Raw genomic sequence first — 15,753 nt, 5'->3', positions numbered from 1 at the left:
CTCTGGACGTGCGACGGACGGAGACCACCGCGACCCCGCGGGCGCGCCGCGCACGGACCACCGGGCGGCCGGTCTCCTATGCGATTGTCGGCGACGAGCCGCGGCGCGGGGGACGGGGGGAAGAAGAGCGGATCGCCGATCCGTCCGGCGATGATCCTTGAGTGACGCCGCCACAACCCCGCGCAATGGCGGCGATCATAGCAGCGGCCCCTCGATGCCCTGGATGCCTGTCTTGCCCTTGCCGGGAACCCGAATCGCCTCCTCGGCCCGCCCCGCCGAACCAGACCGAACCCCCGGCCTCAGCCGTCCTCCAGCACCTCCAGCACGGGCAATCGCCCTTCGGTAACCGCCCCGGCCGCCTCCGGCGCGATCGGCTCCCCTTCGAGGGTTGTATCGCCGAGCTGGACCGGCACGGAAGGACCGACGAGGTACCTGCCCGGCGGCAGCCTTTTCGGGCCCGGCAAGGTAACGGTTCGGGTCTCTGTCCACTTGCTCATGTATGCGCATTGAGCGGGAACATAGGGTTGCGCCTCCCCGGCTACCTTGCTAATTGCGGGAATCGTGATCGCATTTGTGTTCTTAGGAGGCTTGTCGCGTTTTGCCGGGGGAGAGGGGTAGAACGCCAGGATCGTGGTGCTCTCGTCCCCGTCTGATTCGACATGACCACCGCCGAATCCGAAGGTGTACTCACGTTCGACGTCGGGACGGTTCGAGTTCTCCCCGTAGCATTGCCGCCGCCCATCGGGAAGGTAGGCCCCGCCCCACGGGGTTCGGGCACGGAACTGAACGACGACCCTGACCTGCGTCCCGGGTTTGGCCTTGGCGGGCGTCACCGACAGCTTCAGGTCCATCCAGGGTGTTTCGGACGCCGGCATATTCGGCAAGCCGACGAGCACTCCGGGCTTGGTGAAATATCCGTGCACCGCTCCATGGCTCACGCCTCCGGCGTCCGGAGGCGACGGCCAGAACAGCCAGCCGGCGATGACGGCTCCCGCGCCCGCCGTCCCGATGCCGGCGATGCCCTTGCCGCCGCCCACCTTGGCCAGAAAGCCCTTGGATGTGGAACCGGCCGCTTTGGCGACGACATCCGCCGTTGCGGCTCCTTGAACGTATCCGGCCGAGGCCGCCTGCCCGGCCGCACTCGAAGCGGCGGCTCCAGTACCGACTCCGGCCCCTACCCCGGACGCGCCGGGGGCCAGGAGAGCACCACCGAACAAGGTCAGCGGGACGGCCGTCCCGACAAGTGCGGCCAACGCTCCGAGCGCAATGATCCCTCGGCGTTCCCAGTCAGGTCCGTACGTGCGGACGGCAATGGCTTCGAGTTCGTCCACGAACTCGACCGCGTTCCAGATGCGCTCGGACGGGTCCTTGGCCATGCCGCGCTCGATCAAGGGATGGAGCGGCTCGGGCACCCGATCCAGCGACGGGCGCTTCTCGATGTGCTTGGTGCGCAGCTCGTCAATGGTCGTTCCCTGGAACGGCTTCTTCCCGGTGACGCACTCGACGAAGACGCACGTCGCCGCGTAGATGTCGGTCGCGGGCGTCGCCGGTTCGCCGTTCCACTGCTCCGGCGCCATGTACGCAGGTGTGCCGCTCTTGTCTCCCTGGCCGGAGAGGACTGCGATACCGAAGTCGATCAGCTTGCTCTGCCCGTCGTCCTGCACGAGGACGTTCGCGGGTTTGTAGTCACGATGGACGACGCCCGCGCCATGAGCAGCCGCCAACCCCAGCAGCGAACCCTTCAGGACGGTCAGCGCGCCCTCAGGGGCGAGCGGTTCGCTGCGCTCGTCCAGGACCCTACGCAGCGACCGGCCGGGAACCGCCTCCATGATGATCGCGGCACCCTCGGGCCACTCCACGTAATACAAGAGTTGAGCTACGTGCGGGTCGGTCACCCGCCGGAGTACGTCCGCCTCGCGGCGGAAGGTGTCCCTGGCCGCCGCATCGGCTAGGAGCGCAGGTGCGAGATACTTGATGGCGACTGGAATGCCGCCGGCCTCATGCCGGGCGAGGACGACCTGGCCTTGGGCTCCCGCTCCTAGTTCTGCGACCTCGACATATCCCGGCAGACTCCACCCGTGCGGCATTAACTTCCTGTGTTCGTCTGGATTTCGCCGACGACGAGGGGAGTCGGCGCAGAGGTCATGCTCTGGTCGGGAAGAGTTCCGGAAGCCGCATCGCACTCCGCGCCATCACAGGCCCAAGTCAGTTGCCACGTGATGGTGGCGGTGATGCTGTAGGCGCCACCGGGTCGCCCGGCAGACGATCGTTTGTAGGTGTACTGGCAGGTTCGGCCATCTCGGCTGCCGGCGTCGTCGCAAACGAGCCTGCCCTCACCCAGGTTCCAGGTCACCGATACCGGTGTTGCCGTTCCCTGGACCGTCTGCCCCGCACCGCCGATCGGATCGGTCTTGAAGGTCTCGAAGCCGTCGACCCACAAGGACGTGCGCATGCGCACGTACGTCCTGCCTTCGGGCGACGTGTGGACGACCGGTGCGGGAAACGCCACCGAGCTAAAGGCTTGCTGGACGAGTTCCGCGGTGGCCGGTGCCGCCGGGGCCGGCGCTTCGCCGCCTTGAGGCACCGGTACGACATCGTTGGCTTGATTGTCGGCCAAGCCCTCTGGGTCGGGAGGTGCCAAGGGACCTGCGCTGTTACTGGATCCTTCGCCACCCGAGTGTCCGCCTCCTCCGGTGCTTCCTCCACCCCCGCCGGTCCAACTACAGCTCATCCCTGTCGATCCGCCTGCCCCGGGGCGGCACGGTGCGGCGTGGGCCGGTGGGGTCGCGATGAGCGGGGTGGTGAGGGCCGTGGCGGTGAGGACGGCCTTGACGGTGCGGCGTCGGCGGTGCGGGCGACGGGACGAGGGGTTCGGTGACATCGCGTGTCCTTCGTTGGACGTGGCGGTGGTGGCTGTGCCGGGTGCGGCGGCGCGGGCGGTCAGCATGCGCGGTCCCGGACGGACGCGGCGACCTTCCAGGTTCCGGAGTCCCACTGGACGGTCGAGCGGTAGAGGTACGCGCCGCCGGGGCCGCCGCCGAGGCGTTCGCCGGTCGTCGCGGAGTAGCGGTAGCCGGCGAGAGTCCGGACGCAGTCGATGACGTACACCTTCGTGCTGTCGGTCGACTTGGCGTACACGCGCGGGTTGTGCGTGTTCGTGAACCGCCAGATCTCGCCTTCGGCCTCGGTCGCCTCGATGTCGTCGGTGACCTCGGCGAGGAGCGGGTCCATCGCGACGGACGCGAGTTCGGACGCGTCGTTCTTCTCGTACGCCTGCTTGTAGACCTTCTGGTACTCGCGGTACCGGTCGAGGACGGTCTTGTAGAGCTGGGCGGTCGGGACGGCCGAGGGGGCGGGCGCGGCGGACGTCGGGGCGGACGCGGGGCCGGTGGCGAAGGTGCCGCTCGGGTCGAGTTGGCCGCCGGACGAGCCGGACGTCCCGCAGCCCGTGAGCACGAGGACGATCGAGGCGCACGCCGCCGGGGCGGCGCGGCGTACCGTCCAGGCGGGGGAACGTACCAACCGGGCGCGCATCGCCATCCCTGTTCGTCGTCCGACAGCGGGGCGGAGTACGGCGAAAGCTTACAGATGCCGCCGGGGACGGAAAAGGGATTCGTCAGCCTTGGGGGCCGCCCGGGACGGGTGTGCGCTGCCCGCCACGGCCTGCCGAGCCCGCGTTACCCCGAGGCAAGGGACGTCCCCCGTCGAGCGACAAGGGCGGCGGGATGGACCAAAGGTGGCACGTCGAGTTACTTGCCGCCCGACTTGTTCCCATTGCTGGATGCGCGATCGGCGTTGTTCAGCACGTCCAGTGCGTCCGCCTTGACGATTACGGCCTTCCCCGGAACGCCGCGGACGAGGCCGCGCGCCTTGAGGATCTTGACGGCCTCGGTCGCGGTCCGCGGAGACACATCGCATTCCGCGGCGAGCTCGGCGCCGGACGGGATGGCCGACTTGGGCGGGTACGTCCCGTCCTTAATGCGCGCCTCGACCAGGTCTGCGAGTTGTTCGCGGAGCGGGGCGTCGCCGTCGAGCTCGACCATGATCCGAATCTATGCCTAGCCTGCGCATGCTTCTTAGGACGCTTAGGCTGCGTAAGCTGCGTAGGTTGCCTATGGTGGGGGTGCTGGTGACACAAGTCGGCCCCGGGCGACGCTGGCACGTCGCGGCCGGGGCCTAGAGACGACTGCGAAGGAGTCGCCCCATGGCAGAGAAGACTACGGCTCGTGCGTCCGCGCGGTGGGAGGAGCCGGTCTACGACGAGTGCGGCAAGTTCTGGACGGCGCACGTCCGGCATCGGCTGACCGATCGGGAGCGGGCGGCCGGGCTGGAGGCGGCGGTCTACGGGCCGGATGTGGACGCGTGTGTTCGCGAGACAGTCCGGCAAGACCGAGTGTGGTGCGAATTCCCGCTGCGGTCGGGGGACCCGGGCGGTGCTCGGGAGCGGCTGCGGTTCCTGACGTCCGGGGGCGCGGCGTGATGGGGGCGACGTTGGCCGCGCTTGTGCTGTGCGGGATGGTCGTCCTGGCGTGTTCGGTCGCGGGCACGGTGGCGATGGCGGCGGTCCTGGACCGGCGGCGACCCCGCTACCAGGGCAGGCACCGCCGCGCGTTCTGAGGTCCTAGGTCCGCGCCGCTGCGGCGGCCGGGGCGCTCTCCGGCGAGGCGGTCGCGGTCCCCGGATGGTTCCGGTAGGGGAGAGGCACCGAACGTCCAGCCGGGAGGCAGGGGAAGCGGGCCGAACTCGGTGTTGGGAGTTCGGCCCGCTGGGGGCGCTACGGGCCGCCGGGGGTGGGTGGTCGCCGGGTCACAGTGCGAGGAGCATGCGATGGGCGATGCCGGTGTCCCGTAGCGGTTTGAGGGCCAGGCGTACCAGGGCCAGTGCGTTGTCGTCGCCGGTGATCCGGTTGGCGCTGAGTTCACCGCACGACAGGCACTGGTGAATGATCATCCACTCGCCGTCGGGCCGTACCGATACGCTCAGCGGCTCCATCCGGCCGCGGCAGTCCGCGTCCCGGTCGCCGGGGACCCGCCGGTCGACGTGCAGGCTGGTCAGGCAGTTCGGGCAGTGGTTGCGGTGCGTGGTGCCCGGCGCGTCCGGCGACACCTCCAGCCGGCAGCCCGCGCAACGGAAGGCGTTCGCCCGGTGTCCTCCCTGGCTGTGGAGGACGTCCTTGTGCCGCTGCGGACGCCGTCCGGCCTGCGCGCGTCCGCCCTGGTTCCTCACCCGTCTCGGCATGGTCGGTCTGCTCCTCTCACAGGTCGGCGAATACTTCGAGCGGGAACGGCGGCTGTGCCAGTGGCCGCACGGCCATGCGCATGAGGATGAGCTGGTTGTCGTCCGCGCAGATGGGGTTGGACGTCAGCTCGTCGCACAGCGCGCAACGGTGGATGATCATCCAGTCGCCGGTGCGGAGGACGGCGATGGCGATCGGCGACATCCGGCCCCGGCAGTCGCTCGGGCCGCCCTCGACGTGGTCGAGAACGTGCCGGGAGTGCAGGCACGAGGGGCAGTGATTGCGCCGCGTGCCGTCGCCGGCCACGTCGGACACGGTCAGGCCGCACCGTACGCAGGCGAACGTTCCGGTCAGGGTGCTGTGCGGAGTGCTTCGTGACACCCGGAATGCTCCTTGCTGAGAAGTCTGTGATGACAGCAAGAGCAGGCCGAGCGGCCTCGATCAGGCGTCCGGGCCCGTGCGTCGCGCATGCGGGCATGGACTGGGCTATGGCACCGGAGGCTCACGTCCGGTCGCCGTCCGGGGCGGACGGCATGACGAAACGGTCAGGCGGTGCGGTGAGGCGCGCTCGGCGCTGGCCGGGACACAAAGTCTCTTTTCTAGGGCCCGTGAGCCCAGACAGGATCGACGTAACGACGGTCAGAGTAACAACGGCTCCACGGCGGGTGCCAGCGATTTATCGGCCGCCCGTTCGCCCTCGTGAGCAGCGAAGATCCAGCGACCCACGAGCAGGAGCGCGCGCCGTGGACGCGTGCGGCGCGGTATGCGCGTGGTGGCGTCCGCGGGCGGCCGCGGTGGTCACGCCGAGCCGGCGGCCGTTGACGCGGCGGCCGGGGCGGGCGTCGCCCCGGGCCGTTGGCGGTCGATCGCGGGTCAGGCGATGATCGAGGGCACGGCCCGCACGTCGGACGCACACGGAAGGGCGCCCCCATGGCCATCTCGCTCGCGGAGCTTCCCGGCTTGGTCGGTGCGGAGCTCTTCTGCTCGGAGTGGGTCCGTCTCGACGCCGCGGACGAGGAGGCGTTCGGGCACGCGACGTTGCTGCGGGAGGAGTTCCTCGGGCGGCCGCCGTCCGGCCGGGATCCGGACGGGGAGCGGCCGATCTCCGGGTTCCTGCTGCTGTCGATGCTCGTGGCGTTCCACAAGCGCGAACTGGATTTCGGTGGAGCGTCCGGCCTGAACTACGGGGTCGACCGGGTGCGGTTCCTGAGGCCGGTGCGGAGCGGCCGGCGGGTCCGGGTGCGGGCGACGTTGACGGACGTCCGGGAGAGGGGGCCGGGACGCACGCGGGTCCTCACCCGGAACGTCCTGGAGGTCGAGGGCGCCGACGCGCCCGTGATGATCGCCGACTGGATCGCCTTCTTCGTCGAAGAGGCCGCCGGAGCGGGTCAGCAGGGCGGCCATTTCCCGTCGGACGTCCGGCAGAGCGGCTCGCCGTCGGCGTTGTAGTGGATGTTCGGCGAGTACTTGACCGTGCCGAGCTGCGGGTCGGTCGTTCCGTTCGGGTCCGCCATCGCCCAGGCGGCGCCCTGGAAGGAGGCTCCCGTGAGGCCGGACACGGAGCACTGGCCCATGTCGCTCCACCATGAACCTCGGGGCGCGAGGCTGATGCCCCTCCACGGGGACGAGCGCTGCGGGCAGTTCTTCGTCGCGCCGTCGTGGTACTTGACCAGCGCGACCACGTTCAGTTGCTCGTTGCCCGTGTTCTTGACCTGCATGCCGAACGTGGCCGACGTGCCGGCAACGTTCAGGCGCGTGCAGGCCCTCACCTGGAGCGGTGAACCGTGGACGGCCGACCGCCACGAGCCGCAGTGCAGGTTCGGGCCCGAGAAGGGCAGGCTCGGTGTCGTGCGGTTCGCGCGCCGGGTGGACGGCCTGGTCGCGTTCGGCGTGTTCTCCCGCGCCGTCGGGGACGCCTTCGACGATCGCGTCGGTGGCGGTGCGGCCGACGCGGCGGGAGGGGCGGGAGCGGCGTTCGTGCGGGCGGCCTCGGTCGGGCCTTCCGAGGCGTTCGACGCTTCCTCGCCCTTCAGCGCCGGGGCGATCGCGTAGGCGGCGCCCGCGACCAGCGCGACCGCCGCCGCTGCCGCCGCGACCCGGATCCCGCGCCGACCCGGTTTCCGGGAGGGTTCCGGCGCCGCGGTCCGCTCGGCCGCGGCGGCGTCCGGACGCGTGGGGGCTCCGGCGGGCGGGGCGCCGGGGTGCCAGACGGGGCCGGGGAGGTCGCGGAGGCGTTCGGCGACCTGGTGCGCGGTGGGGCGGCGCGCGGGGTCCTTGTGCAGGCAGGCCCGGACGACCTCGGCGAGCGACGGTTCGAGGCCGGTGAGGTCGGGTTCCTCGTGCAGGACCGCGTGCATGATCGTCGCGACGCTCGTGCCGCCGAACGTCCTGCGGCCGAGGGCCGCGAAGTGGATCGTGGCGCCCCACGCGAACATGTCGGCCTCGGGCCCGGCCCGCTCGCCGCGCAGGTGCTCGGGGGCGGTGTAGCCGGGGGTGCCGATCACGGCGCTGTTGTGGGACCGGCTGAGGTCGAGGGCGCGGGCGATGCCGAAGTCGATGACGACCGGGCCGTCCGGGCCGAGCAGGACGTTCGCGGGCTTGAAGTCCCGGTGGACGACGCCCGCGCGGTGGATCGCGGCCAGCGCGGTGACGGTGTTGTGGGCGAGGCGTTCGAGGGCGGCGCCGGTGCGCGGCCCGCGGCGGGCGACCGAGTCCTGCAGGGAGGGGCCGTCGATGAACTCGCTGACGATGTAGGGCCGGCCGTCCTCGACGCCCGTGCGGAGGACCTGCGCGGTGCAGAACGGCGCGACGCGCTTGGTGATCTCGACCTCGTCGAGGAACCGGCTCCGGGCGGTCGCGTCGGTGATGAGGTGCTCGTGCAGGAGCTTGATCGCGGTCCGGCGGCCGTCGTCGCCGACGCCCCGGTAGACGGTGCCCTGCCCGCCGGATCCGAGGCGGCCCTCCAGCCGGTACGGGCCGATGGACACGGGGTCGGACGGCCGCAGCGGCGCCGTCCCGGGCGCGAGATCGTCACTGGACAACGCCGTGTTCCTCATCATTTCGATGCGTGCGGCCGCGTCCCGGCACGGACGCGCGCGGGACGGCGGCCGCACGGACATGACCTTGGAGGTCCTCCCGGCCTCGTGGCGACCCGGCGGACCATCGAAATGATCTTAAGGTCGGGTGAGGGCTTCGCGGGCTTCCATCAGGGCGAAGCCGAGCAGGTTCAGGCCCTTCCACCGGGACGGGCGCCGCGCCTCGGGCCGGTGCTCGTCGAGGCCGATGCCCCAGACGAAGTCCTCCGGGCTGGCCTCCACGAGGACCTTCCCGCGGGTGGACGCCAGGTACTCGCGCAGGTGCTCGTGCGCGGCGAACTTGGCCTTGCTGCCGCGGACGACGATGTCGTACCGGTGCGCGGCCCACGTGTCCTCGTCGAAGCCGCGGACCTCGCGTCCGATGCTCTTCGCGATCGCCGGGGACGGGTTCGCGAGGATGCGGGACTCGGCCCGCCGGTCGCCGAACAGCCGGGCCTTCTCGGCCATCATGTAGTGCTCGGCGGTGACGTACTCGACGCCGTCGACGGTGAACGGGGCATGGAGCCACTGGCTGAGCTGCCCCTTCGGCTCCGGGCCGCCCCAGAACAGGACGAACTCCGGCAGTTCCCCGCGGGCTTCCAGGTCGAGCAACTCTTCCATGGTCGTCATGCGCCCGAGCCTGCCGAACGCCGCGATGGGCCGCAATCCGGTATTCCTGGCTAATCTTCGTGGAGAGGAGATCGAGGGGGATTGCGCCGTGACGCAGCAGCGGGATCGCATCGCGGAGCTGGAGGGCCGGGTCGTCCGGCTGGTGCGGGACCTGGCTCCGCCCGGGTGGCGCCGCATCGACCTGCACTGCCTCGCGACGATCGCGGTGAGCGACGTGGCGCTGACCGTGCTGACCGGCGACGGCAGGACGGTGACGCCCGCGGACGGCGTCCCGCAGGAGCTGACCGGCGCGCTGCTGGACCTGCGCCGCGCCCACTACCTGTCCGAGCAGGGCACCTGGTTCTCGATGACGCTCATCGTCGAGCCCGGCCACGCGCGGCCGCTCTACAACTACGACTTCGACCCGGAGTGGGATCCGCCGATCCCGGTGGACTGCTGGCGCCGCGACCAGATCGTCATGCCGCGCGAGGGCGCGCACATGCCGGCGTGGCTGGCGGCCCGGCTGGACGACCGGGAACCGTCCGGCGACGACGGCGGGCCGGTTCCCGGGCCGCTGAACCCGGTGGAGCAGGCGGAGGTCCTGTCGGGGCCGCTGAGCGTGCTCGTCGCGGACAAGGCGCCGCCGCTGTGGCAGAAGGTGTTCGGCTACTACCAGGCGGCCGGCGGGCACGTCGAGTTCCCGCCGATGATGTGCTACAAGGCGGACGGGACGATGTCGACGTGGACGCCGCCCGCCGCCGCGGCCCGCGTCCTCGACCGGCTCCGGGCGGGGACGCACGGGTTCCAGGGGTCCACCTGGACGCGGATCGACTTCGAGGTGCTGTACGAGGACGGCGGCGTGCGGTGCCGGGCGTCGTTCACGTTCGACGACGAGCCGCAGTGGAACGCCGCGCCGTCCGCCGACGACGTCCGGCGGGAACTCGAACGGTTCCCGCGCGAGAACGTCCCGGAGTGGATGGCGCGGCTGCTCGGACCCGCGCCCGCCCCCGCGACCCGGTTCGTCCCGCCGGACGGGCCGGAGCGGCGCGCGCCGGGCGGGCTGCGGCGGGCCCGCATCTTCGACCGGGTCGACCCGGCGGACGGGCGCCCCGCCGTGTCGCGGCCGCCCGTCCCGCCGGAGGAGGCCGGGCCGCTCGCCGAGTACCTGAGCGGTGCGCCGCTGGTCATGGCGGCGCGGTCGAGCGCCCCCGACCGTCTCGACCCGTCGCGCGGGGACCGCGTCCCGCTGACCTTCCACACCGACGGCACGTGGGTGTGGTCGGGCGCGGTGGGCTACTACCTGCGGGAACACGGGGTGCCGCCGGAGCCGGACCTGGTCGCGCACGCCCGCGCGCAGGGGTTCCGGGTGCCGCCGGTGGACGACGACGCGATGGACGCGGCGGGCGCGTCCGTCACCGGCCGCGACACCGGGGCGAGCCCCCGCACGGTCGTGGAGCCCCCGCCGCCCGGCCCCGGCGACACCGGCCCCCGCCCCGGCGACACCGCCCCGTACACGGCGGCCGAGGCCCTCGGCGCGTACCGCGGGACCGGCGAGGCGCCCGTCCCGCCGCGGACGACCGTCGAGCCCGCGGACGTCCCGCCCGCGCCGCCGCGCACGACGGTCGAACCGGCCGACGTCCGGCCCGCGGCGCCGTCCGGGCCGGGCACGCGGGTCGAGGAGGAGTGGGCCGTCACGCTCCGGTCCCGCCTGGACGACCTCGGCATCGACCCCGGCGAGTACCGGATCCGCGGCGACGCGGACGGCGCCTGGTGCCTGCGCTACGACGGCGGCCGCTGGGCGGTGTACCGGGCGGACGGCGGCGAGCGGCAGGGCGCGGCGGCGTTCGACGACCCCGCGCAGGCCGCCGCGTACCTGCTGGGCAGCCTGCTGATGACGCCGCGCCGGGCGGGGCCGATCGACCCCCTCGACGGGGAGCCGCCGCTGACGCTGCTGCGCGACCGGCACCGCACGCGGCTGGCCGCCGGCACCGAGGTCGACCGGTACGGCCCGCCGTCCGGGAACATGACGTACGCGGCCCGCACCCCGTTCGCGCGGCGCTCGCTGCCGCCCGACTGGGAGCGGCGGCCGTACCACGCCTACCGGCTGCGGCGCCCGCTGGAGGCGCTGACGGGGACGGCCGTGCCGTGGTTCGACCAGCCGGGCGGCGGCACCGCCTACCTGTTCGCCCGGCCGATCTCCGCGCTGCTCGCCGACGGCGCCCTCATCGAGATCACCTAGCGCCGATCGCCGAGACGAGGTCGAGGCCGAGGATCAGGTCGAGGTGGACGATCGTCTCGAGCTTCGCGCCGGGCGGGACTTCGGGGTCGGCGGCGAGCCGTTCGAGGACGGCGAGGGCGCGCGGGCCGTCGAGGTCGTCGGCGAGGGCCTCCTCGGCCTCGGCGGCGTGGCGGCGGTCCATGGGACGGCCGGGGGCGGTGGCCCAGTCGGCGACGCGCGAGCGCCAGCGGTCGAGGTCGGCGCGGGCGCGGGCGACGTCGACGAGCACCGGGTCGCGGTAGCGGGCGCGCAGCAGCGCGAACCGGACGGCGAGCGGGTCGCCGGGCACGCGCCCGTCGGAGAAGACGACGAGCGAGAACCCGGGTGCGGGCGTCGGGCCGATCAGCACCGCGCCCTCGGGCGCGGCGTCCGCGACCTCGAAGTCGGGGACGCGCAGGTCGTCGAACGTGCAGCCGTCCGGCGCGACGGACGGGGCCCGCGTGACGCGGGCGGGGCGGCGGGCCCGTTCGGCGAGCCGGCGCAGCAGGTCGGCGGTGACGAGGGCGCGCGCCCCGCCGCCGTGCAGGTGGATCCGCAGCGGGCCGGGCGGCAGGTCCGCCACCCGTCCCGTTCGGTGGTCGTAGAGCCGCATGATCACACCCTACGTCCCGGCTCTCCCCAGGTCAGAGGGGTGGGTCGGTCGGCGGCGGGCCGCCGGGGACGTGCGGGGCGCCGTCCGGCTTGCGGACGGCCGCGAACCGCAGCCGCACGTAGTCGGCGACCCAGCCGGACTCGCGGCGCAGCGCGGGCGCGGCGAGGTCGTTGACGCGGGTGAGCAGCGGCTCGACCAGTTCGGGCGGGACGGCGTCGAGCGCGCGGCCCGCGTAGGCGCGGATCCAGTCGGCGGCGCCGTCGGGTCCCTCGACCATCCGGGTGGGGCGGTCGGCGTGCTCCAGCAGCCGCAGCGTGAACCCCGCGTCCTCCAGCTTGGACGCGTACTCGGCGGGGGTCGGGAAGTACCAGGGCAGTTCGGGTTCGCCGAGCCCGAACACGCGCCACGCCGTCTGCATCGCGGCGATGAGCTCCGCGCAGTTGCCCGCGCCGCCGAGCTCGCCGACGAACCGGCCGCCGGGCCGCAGCGCGGCGTGCACCTGCCCGATCACGGCGTCCGGGTCGCGGGTCATCCAGTGCAGGGCCGCGTTGGACGCCACCGCGTCGAACGACTCGCCGACCGTGAAGTCGTGCGCGTCGCCGACGATGAACGACAGCCCGGGGTGGAGGGCGGCGGCCTGCGCGACCATCTCGGGGCTGCCGTCGATGCCGAGCACGTCGGCGCCCCGCTCGGCGATCTCCGCGCTGAACATTCCGGTGCCGCACCCGAGGTCGATGATCCGCTCGCCGGGCTGCGGGTCGAGCAGGTCCACCAGGGGCGCGCCGTGCGCGGAGACGTACCCGAAGGCGGAGTCGTACGTCGTCACGGCCCAGTTCACTGTCACAAAATATCGGACAAAGCATTGCTTACACGGTCGGTTGCGGGGTGCGGACGGCCGGGGGTGATCCGTCTCACGCCCGGCCGCCCCGTACGGTGCGGACATGAGCGAGGTCCGCATCACCGGCGCCGAGGGCCCCGACGGCCTGTCCCTGCGCACCGTGGGGCTGTCCGCCCGCGGCCGTCCCGAACTGGCCGTCTCCGGCCTCCCGCCCTACCTCGGGCACGGCTGGGCGCGCGTCCTCGGCGCGCTGGCCGGGCGGGTAGCGGCCGCCCCCGAGGTGCCCGCCGAGGTGACGCTCGCCCCGGACGTCGTCGTCCGGCTGCGGCCCGCCGGGGACGCGCTCACGCCCGTCCCGCCCGCGCCGGACCGGGACCCGGGCGAGTGGCGCCGCGACATCGTCGTCGCCCTGTTCCCCGAGGCGGGCGCCTGACCGGGCGCCCTCTAGAATCTCGTTCTAAACGAGAGAGGGGTCGCGAGTGCCGTACGAAGAGATCGAGTACGAGGTCGCGGACGGGATCGCCACGATCACCCTGAACCGTCCGGACCACATGAACGCCTACACGTTCACCATGCGCAACGAGATGCTCGACGCGTTCGACCGGATCGACGCCGACGACGCCGTCCGCGCGGTCGTGGTGACGGGCGCGGGCCGGGCGTTCTGCGCGGGCGCCGACCTCAGCACCGGCGGCGGCACCTTCGACCGGGAGCAGTCGAAGGAGATGTTCGCCGGCGACGACCTCCTCGAGGACGGCACGCCCCGCGACGGCGGCGGCACCGTCGCGCTGCGCGTCGCGCGCTGCCTCAAGCCCGTCATCGGCGCCTTCAACGGCGCGGCCGTCGGCGTCGGCGTCACCATGACGCTGCCCATGGACGTCCGCCTCGCCAGCGAGAAGGCCAAGTTCGGGTTCGTGTTCGCCCGCCGCGGCATCGTCACCGAGGCCGCGTCGAGCTGGTTCCTGCCCCGCATCGTCGGCATCTCGCAGGCCATGGAGTGGGCCGCGACCGGCCGCGTCTTCACCGCCGACGAGGCCCTCGCCGGGCGGCTCGTCTCGCGCGTCCTCCCGCCGGACGAGCTGCTGCCCGCCGCGTACGCGCTCGCCCGCGAGATCGCCGACAACACCTCGGCCGTGTCCGTCGCCGCGATCCGCCGGCTGATGTGGTCCGGCCTCTCCGCGCCGTCCCCGTGGGACGCGCACATCGCCGACTCCCGCCTGATGGCCGCCCTCGGCGGCGCGGGCGACGCGGCCGAGGGCGTCACGTCCTTCCTCGAGAAGCGCCCCGCCGAGTTCCCGCTGAAGGTGACCGAGGACCTCCCGCCCGAGGTCCCCGACTGGCCCGTCCGCTGACGCGCCCCCCGCCGGGCCCGCGTCCGGGCCCGGCGGGGCGCGTCACGGCCGCACGCCCGGCTCGTCGACGACGGCCGACACCGCCAGCGCGTGGTCGCTGAGCACCGCCCCGGCGCGGATCGGCTCGCGCGGCGGACCGGGGCCCCGGCCGTCCCCCTTGAACGGGGGAGGCGTCTTCAGGACGGTGTTCACCATGCGCGTCCCCAGGTACGCGTAGGTGCCGTCCGCGATGACGACCTCCTCGCGGACGTCGTCCGCGCCGGTCCGGACGACCGCGGTGCCGGATCGTCCCATCGCGTCCGCGACGCCGCGCCGCACCCGGACGTCCGGGATCCTCGCGATCGCCCGGTAGATCGTCGCCCGCGCCGCCGCGGGCACCACCGCCCCCCGCGACAGGTAGTCGGCCAGGCGCCAGAACACCCACTGGTCGCGCCCCTGCGGGAACCGCTCGCCGCCCGTCTCCCGCACGTACGCGTCGTGCCGGCGGTAGACGGCGGCCAGCAGCGCGGACGGTTCGGAGGGGAGACCGCGCAGGTAGTCGTACCACTCGGCGGGCGTGCGCTCCTCCGAGTCGGTCCCGTAGGTCTCCTGGTGGTCGTTGTCGACGATCTCGAGTTTCTCGTCCGGGCCCGCGATCGGCGCCGCGTAGGCGGACTTCAGCCCGTCGAACCGGACCCACTGCTCCCGGTGTCCCGCCGGCCGCGCCCGCCGCGCCTCCTTCGGCGGCGGGAAGACGACCTTGGTGTAGACCCACTGGTCGTCCGCCGGGCGCCGGTCGGGCGCGCGCTCGGCGGCCTCCGCCGCGCGCTCCAGGAAGACCGTCGCGCTCACCGGACGGACGTCGGCGGGCGGCGGCCCGTCCCGCACCACCGCGAACGTCCCGGCCGCGCCCACCGCCACGGCGGCGCCGGCCGCCACCGCGAGCCGCACCGCCGGAAGCCGGAACCGGGGCCGGGACCGTCCGCCCCGCGCCGCCCGCAGCAGCCGCTCCCGGCCGGGCGCCAGCCGGTCGGCGCCCGGCTCCGGGACGTCCCCGCGGAACGCGCGGAGTTCGTCGAGCTCTTCGAGATCGTTCATTCCGTGGCCTCCTCGGTGCGTGTCGGGTCCGCGCCGCCGAGTGCTTCGCGCACCTTCCGCCGGGCCCGGTGGAGCCGCGACCGCACCGTCCCCACCGGGATGGACAGCGCCTCGCCGATCTGCTCGTAGGTCAGGTCCGCCCACGCCGCGAGCAGGAGCACCTCCCGGTCGCCGGCGGACAGCCCGGCCAGCGCCCGCGCGAGCCGCCGCGACGCCGACGACGCGCTCAGCCGCTCGTCCACCCGCTCCGTCGCGGTGTCCGCGACCGGGTCGACGCCCGTCCGGGCGAGGGCGCGCAGCTTCCGCGTCTCCGACCTGCGGTGCTTGCCGACCAGGTTCGCGGCGATCCCGTAGAGCCAGGGACGCGCGTCCGGACGGGCGGTGTCGTAGCGGTTCCGCTGCCGGAACGCCGCCAGGAACGTCTCGGCGACGACGTCCTCGGCCGCCTGCTCGCCGAGCCGCCGCCGGACGTACCGGTGGACGGCCGGCGCGTGGCGGTCGTACAGCTCCGCGAACGCCTCCGGCTCGGTGCGCGACCGCGCGACCACCCGCGCGTCGGAGGGCGCCGCGGCCCCCGCGAACCGCACGGCCGGTCCGTCCTCGGGCGGGGCGGGGGGGCGGGGCGGCGTCCGGGGACGGCGGCTCCCGGGTGCCCCGTGAACTGTGGATCATGCGGCTCCGTTCGCTGCGGTCGCCGTGC

General features: G+C 73.2%; 18 protein-coding genes. 6 read left to right on the top strand and 12 right to left on the bottom strand.

The window, feature by feature from the left end:
* Positions 1 to 299: 299 nt before the first annotated feature.
* From ACFQ11_RS10050 to ACFQ11_RS10035, 4 genes are all read right to left on the bottom strand, one after another.
* Complete coding sequence (locus tag ACFQ11_RS10050; RefSeq protein WP_378297731.1) at positions 300 to 2,087, bottom strand: serine/threonine-protein kinase; 1,788 nt, start codon at positions 2,085 to 2,087, stop codon at positions 300 to 302.
* Complete coding sequence (locus ACFQ11_RS10045; RefSeq protein WP_378297730.1) at positions 2,087 to 2,617, bottom strand: hypothetical protein; 531 nt, start codon at positions 2,615 to 2,617, stop codon at positions 2,087 to 2,089. Before ACFQ11_RS10045 ends, ACFQ11_RS10050 begins: the two co-directional genes overlap by 1 nt.
* Before the next feature lie 323 nt (positions 2,618 to 2,940).
* Entirely contained in the window at positions 2,941 to 3,534 is a 594-nt protein-coding gene (locus ACFQ11_RS10040; RefSeq protein ID WP_378297729.1) for a hypothetical protein, read from the bottom strand.
* Positions 3,535 to 3,749: 215 nt separating this feature from the next.
* A complete protein-coding gene (locus tag ACFQ11_RS10035) occupies positions 3,750 to 4,043 on the bottom strand; it encodes a winged helix-turn-helix domain-containing protein (RefSeq protein ID WP_378297728.1) in 294 nt (97 codons plus the stop codon).
* Between the two features lie 161 nt (positions 4,044 to 4,204).
* On the opposite strand from ACFQ11_RS10035, the gene ACFQ11_RS10030 reads away from it, so the two are divergent.
* Complete coding sequence (locus tag ACFQ11_RS10030) at positions 4,205 to 4,480, top strand: hypothetical protein (RefSeq protein ID WP_378297727.1); 276 nt, start codon at positions 4,205 to 4,207, stop codon at positions 4,478 to 4,480.
* An 11-nt stretch (positions 4,481 to 4,491) separates the two neighbouring features.
* Positions 4,492 to 4,617 (top strand): hypothetical protein, encoded by a 126-nt coding sequence (locus tag ACFQ11_RS10025; RefSeq protein ID WP_378297726.1) that lies wholly within the window; start codon positions 4,492 to 4,494, stop codon positions 4,615 to 4,617.
* A 189-nt stretch (positions 4,618 to 4,806) separates the two neighbouring features.
* Here the strand turns inward: ACFQ11_RS10025 and ACFQ11_RS10020 are convergent, their stop codons facing one another.
* Positions 4,807 to 5,238 carry an RNHCP domain-containing protein gene (locus tag ACFQ11_RS10020; RefSeq protein WP_378297725.1) on the bottom strand — a complete coding sequence of 144 codons (432 nt, stop codon included), beginning with the start codon at positions 5,236 to 5,238 and terminating at the stop codon, positions 4,807 to 4,809.
* A gap of 16 nt (positions 5,239 to 5,254) precedes the next feature.
* A complete protein-coding gene (locus ACFQ11_RS10015; protein WP_378297724.1) occupies positions 5,255 to 5,617 on the bottom strand; it encodes an RNHCP domain-containing protein in 363 nt (120 codons plus the stop codon).
* A gap of 549 nt (positions 5,618 to 6,166) precedes the next feature.
* Here ACFQ11_RS10015 and ACFQ11_RS10010 point away from each other — a divergent pair.
* Positions 6,167 to 6,685 (top strand): hotdog family protein, encoded by a 519-nt coding sequence (locus tag ACFQ11_RS10010; protein WP_378297723.1) that lies wholly within the window; start codon positions 6,167 to 6,169, stop codon positions 6,683 to 6,685.
* On the opposite strand, the gene ACFQ11_RS10005 is transcribed toward ACFQ11_RS10010, so the two are convergent.
* Positions 6,625 to 8,277: a serine/threonine-protein kinase gene (locus ACFQ11_RS10005; protein WP_378297722.1), complete on the bottom strand. Its 1,653-nt coding sequence runs from the start codon at positions 8,275 to 8,277 to the stop codon at positions 6,625 to 6,627. The two genes, ACFQ11_RS10010 and ACFQ11_RS10005, sit on opposite strands and share 61 nt — an antisense overlap.
* Positions 8,278 to 8,409: 132 nt before the next feature.
* A complete protein-coding gene (locus ACFQ11_RS10000) occupies positions 8,410 to 8,940 on the bottom strand; it encodes an NADAR family protein (protein WP_378297721.1) in 531 nt (176 codons plus the stop codon).
* Between ACFQ11_RS10000 and ACFQ11_RS09995 the strand changes: the two genes are divergently transcribed.
* On the top strand, positions 8,939 to 11,158 hold the full coding sequence (locus ACFQ11_RS09995; protein ID WP_378297720.1) for a glycohydrolase toxin TNT-related protein: 2,220 nt from the start codon (positions 8,939 to 8,941) through the stop codon (positions 11,156 to 11,158). The two genes, ACFQ11_RS10000 and ACFQ11_RS09995, sit on opposite strands and share 2 nt — an antisense overlap.
* Here ACFQ11_RS09995 and ACFQ11_RS09990 read toward each other — a convergent pair.
* Both ACFQ11_RS09990 and ACFQ11_RS09985 read right to left on the bottom strand, forming a co-directional pair.
* Positions 11,151 to 11,789, bottom strand: a complete 639-nt coding sequence (locus tag ACFQ11_RS09990; RefSeq protein ID WP_378297719.1) for a cysteine--tRNA ligase — start codon at positions 11,787 to 11,789, stop codon at positions 11,151 to 11,153. The genes ACFQ11_RS09995 and ACFQ11_RS09990 overlap by 8 nt on opposite strands.
* A gap of 31 nt (positions 11,790 to 11,820) precedes the next feature.
* Positions 11,821 to 12,627 carry a class I SAM-dependent methyltransferase gene (locus ACFQ11_RS09985; RefSeq protein WP_378297718.1) on the bottom strand — a complete coding sequence of 269 codons (807 nt, stop codon included), beginning with the start codon at positions 12,625 to 12,627 and terminating at the stop codon, positions 11,821 to 11,823.
* Positions 12,628 to 12,730: 103 nt separating this feature from the next.
* Between ACFQ11_RS09985 and ACFQ11_RS09980 the strand changes: the two genes are divergently transcribed.
* Together ACFQ11_RS09980 and ACFQ11_RS09975 are read left to right on the top strand one after the other, a co-directional pair.
* The gene (locus ACFQ11_RS09980) at positions 12,731 to 13,060 is read left to right on the top strand and encodes a hypothetical protein (RefSeq protein ID WP_378297717.1); all 330 of its coding nucleotides are present in this window, start codon (positions 12,731 to 12,733) and stop codon (positions 13,058 to 13,060) included.
* Between the two features lie 46 nt (positions 13,061 to 13,106).
* Entirely contained in the window at positions 13,107 to 13,976 is an 870-nt protein-coding gene (locus ACFQ11_RS09975) for a crotonase/enoyl-CoA hydratase family protein (protein ID WP_378297716.1), read from the top strand.
* A 42-nt stretch (positions 13,977 to 14,018) separates the two neighbouring features.
* Here ACFQ11_RS09975 and ACFQ11_RS09970 read toward each other — a convergent pair whose 3' ends face one another.
* Complete coding sequence (locus ACFQ11_RS09970; RefSeq protein ID WP_378297715.1) at positions 14,019 to 15,053, bottom strand: CU044_5270 family protein; 1,035 nt, start codon at positions 15,051 to 15,053, stop codon at positions 14,019 to 14,021.
* Positions 15,050 to 15,640 (bottom strand): RNA polymerase sigma factor, encoded by a 591-nt coding sequence (locus ACFQ11_RS09965; protein ID WP_378297714.1) that lies wholly within the window; start codon positions 15,638 to 15,640, stop codon positions 15,050 to 15,052. The genes ACFQ11_RS09970 and ACFQ11_RS09965 overlap by 4 nt, the downstream gene beginning before the upstream one ends.
* Positions 15,641 to 15,753 lie beyond the last annotated feature (113 nt).

The sequence above is a fragment of the Actinomadura sediminis genome (genome assembly GCF_042675525.1).
In the GTDB taxonomy this organism is placed as follows: domain Bacteria; phylum Actinomycetota; class Actinomycetes; order Streptosporangiales; family Streptosporangiaceae; genus Spirillospora; species Spirillospora sediminis.
The sequence above is the reverse complement of the archived record's forward strand: the minus strand, read 5'-3'. Positions and strand labels throughout refer to the sequence as shown.

Excerpts from the sequence above, each read along its gene's own strand:
- ACFQ11_RS09995 (WP_378297720.1), top strand. The coding sequence starts at position 8,939 with ATGCGCCCGAGCCTGCCGAACGCCGCGATGGGCCGCAATCCGGTATTC.
- ACFQ11_RS10030 (WP_378297727.1), top strand. The coding sequence starts at position 4,205 with ATGGCAGAGAAGACTACGGCTCGTGCGTCCGCGCGGTGGGAGGAGCCG.
- ACFQ11_RS10000 (WP_378297721.1), bottom strand. The coding sequence starts at position 8,940 with ATGACGACCATGGAAGAGTTGCTCGACCTGGAAGCCCGCGGGGAACTG.
- ACFQ11_RS09970 (WP_378297715.1), bottom strand. The coding sequence starts at position 15,053 with ATGAACGATCTCGAAGAGCTCGACGAACTCCGCGCGTTCCGCGGGGAC.
- ACFQ11_RS10040 (WP_378297729.1), bottom strand. The coding sequence starts at position 3,534 with ATGCGCGCCCGGTTGGTACGTTCCCCCGCCTGGACGGTACGCCGCGCC.
- ACFQ11_RS10035 (WP_378297728.1), bottom strand. The coding sequence starts at position 4,043 with ATGGTCGAGCTCGACGGCGACGCCCCGCTCCGCGAACAACTCGCAGAC.
- ACFQ11_RS09990 (WP_378297719.1), bottom strand. The coding sequence starts at position 11,789 with ATGCGGCTCTACGACCACCGAACGGGACGGGTGGCGGACCTGCCGCCC.
- ACFQ11_RS10050 (WP_378297731.1), bottom strand. The coding sequence starts at position 2,087 with ATGCCGCACGGGTGGAGTCTGCCGGGATATGTCGAGGTCGCAGAACTA.
- ACFQ11_RS10010 (WP_378297723.1), top strand. The coding sequence starts at position 6,167 with ATGGCCATCTCGCTCGCGGAGCTTCCCGGCTTGGTCGGTGCGGAGCTC.
- ACFQ11_RS10020 (WP_378297725.1), bottom strand. The coding sequence starts at position 5,238 with ATGCCGAGACGGGTGAGGAACCAGGGCGGACGCGCGCAGGCCGGACGG.
- ACFQ11_RS09980 (WP_378297717.1), top strand. The coding sequence starts at position 12,731 with ATGAGCGAGGTCCGCATCACCGGCGCCGAGGGCCCCGACGGCCTGTCC.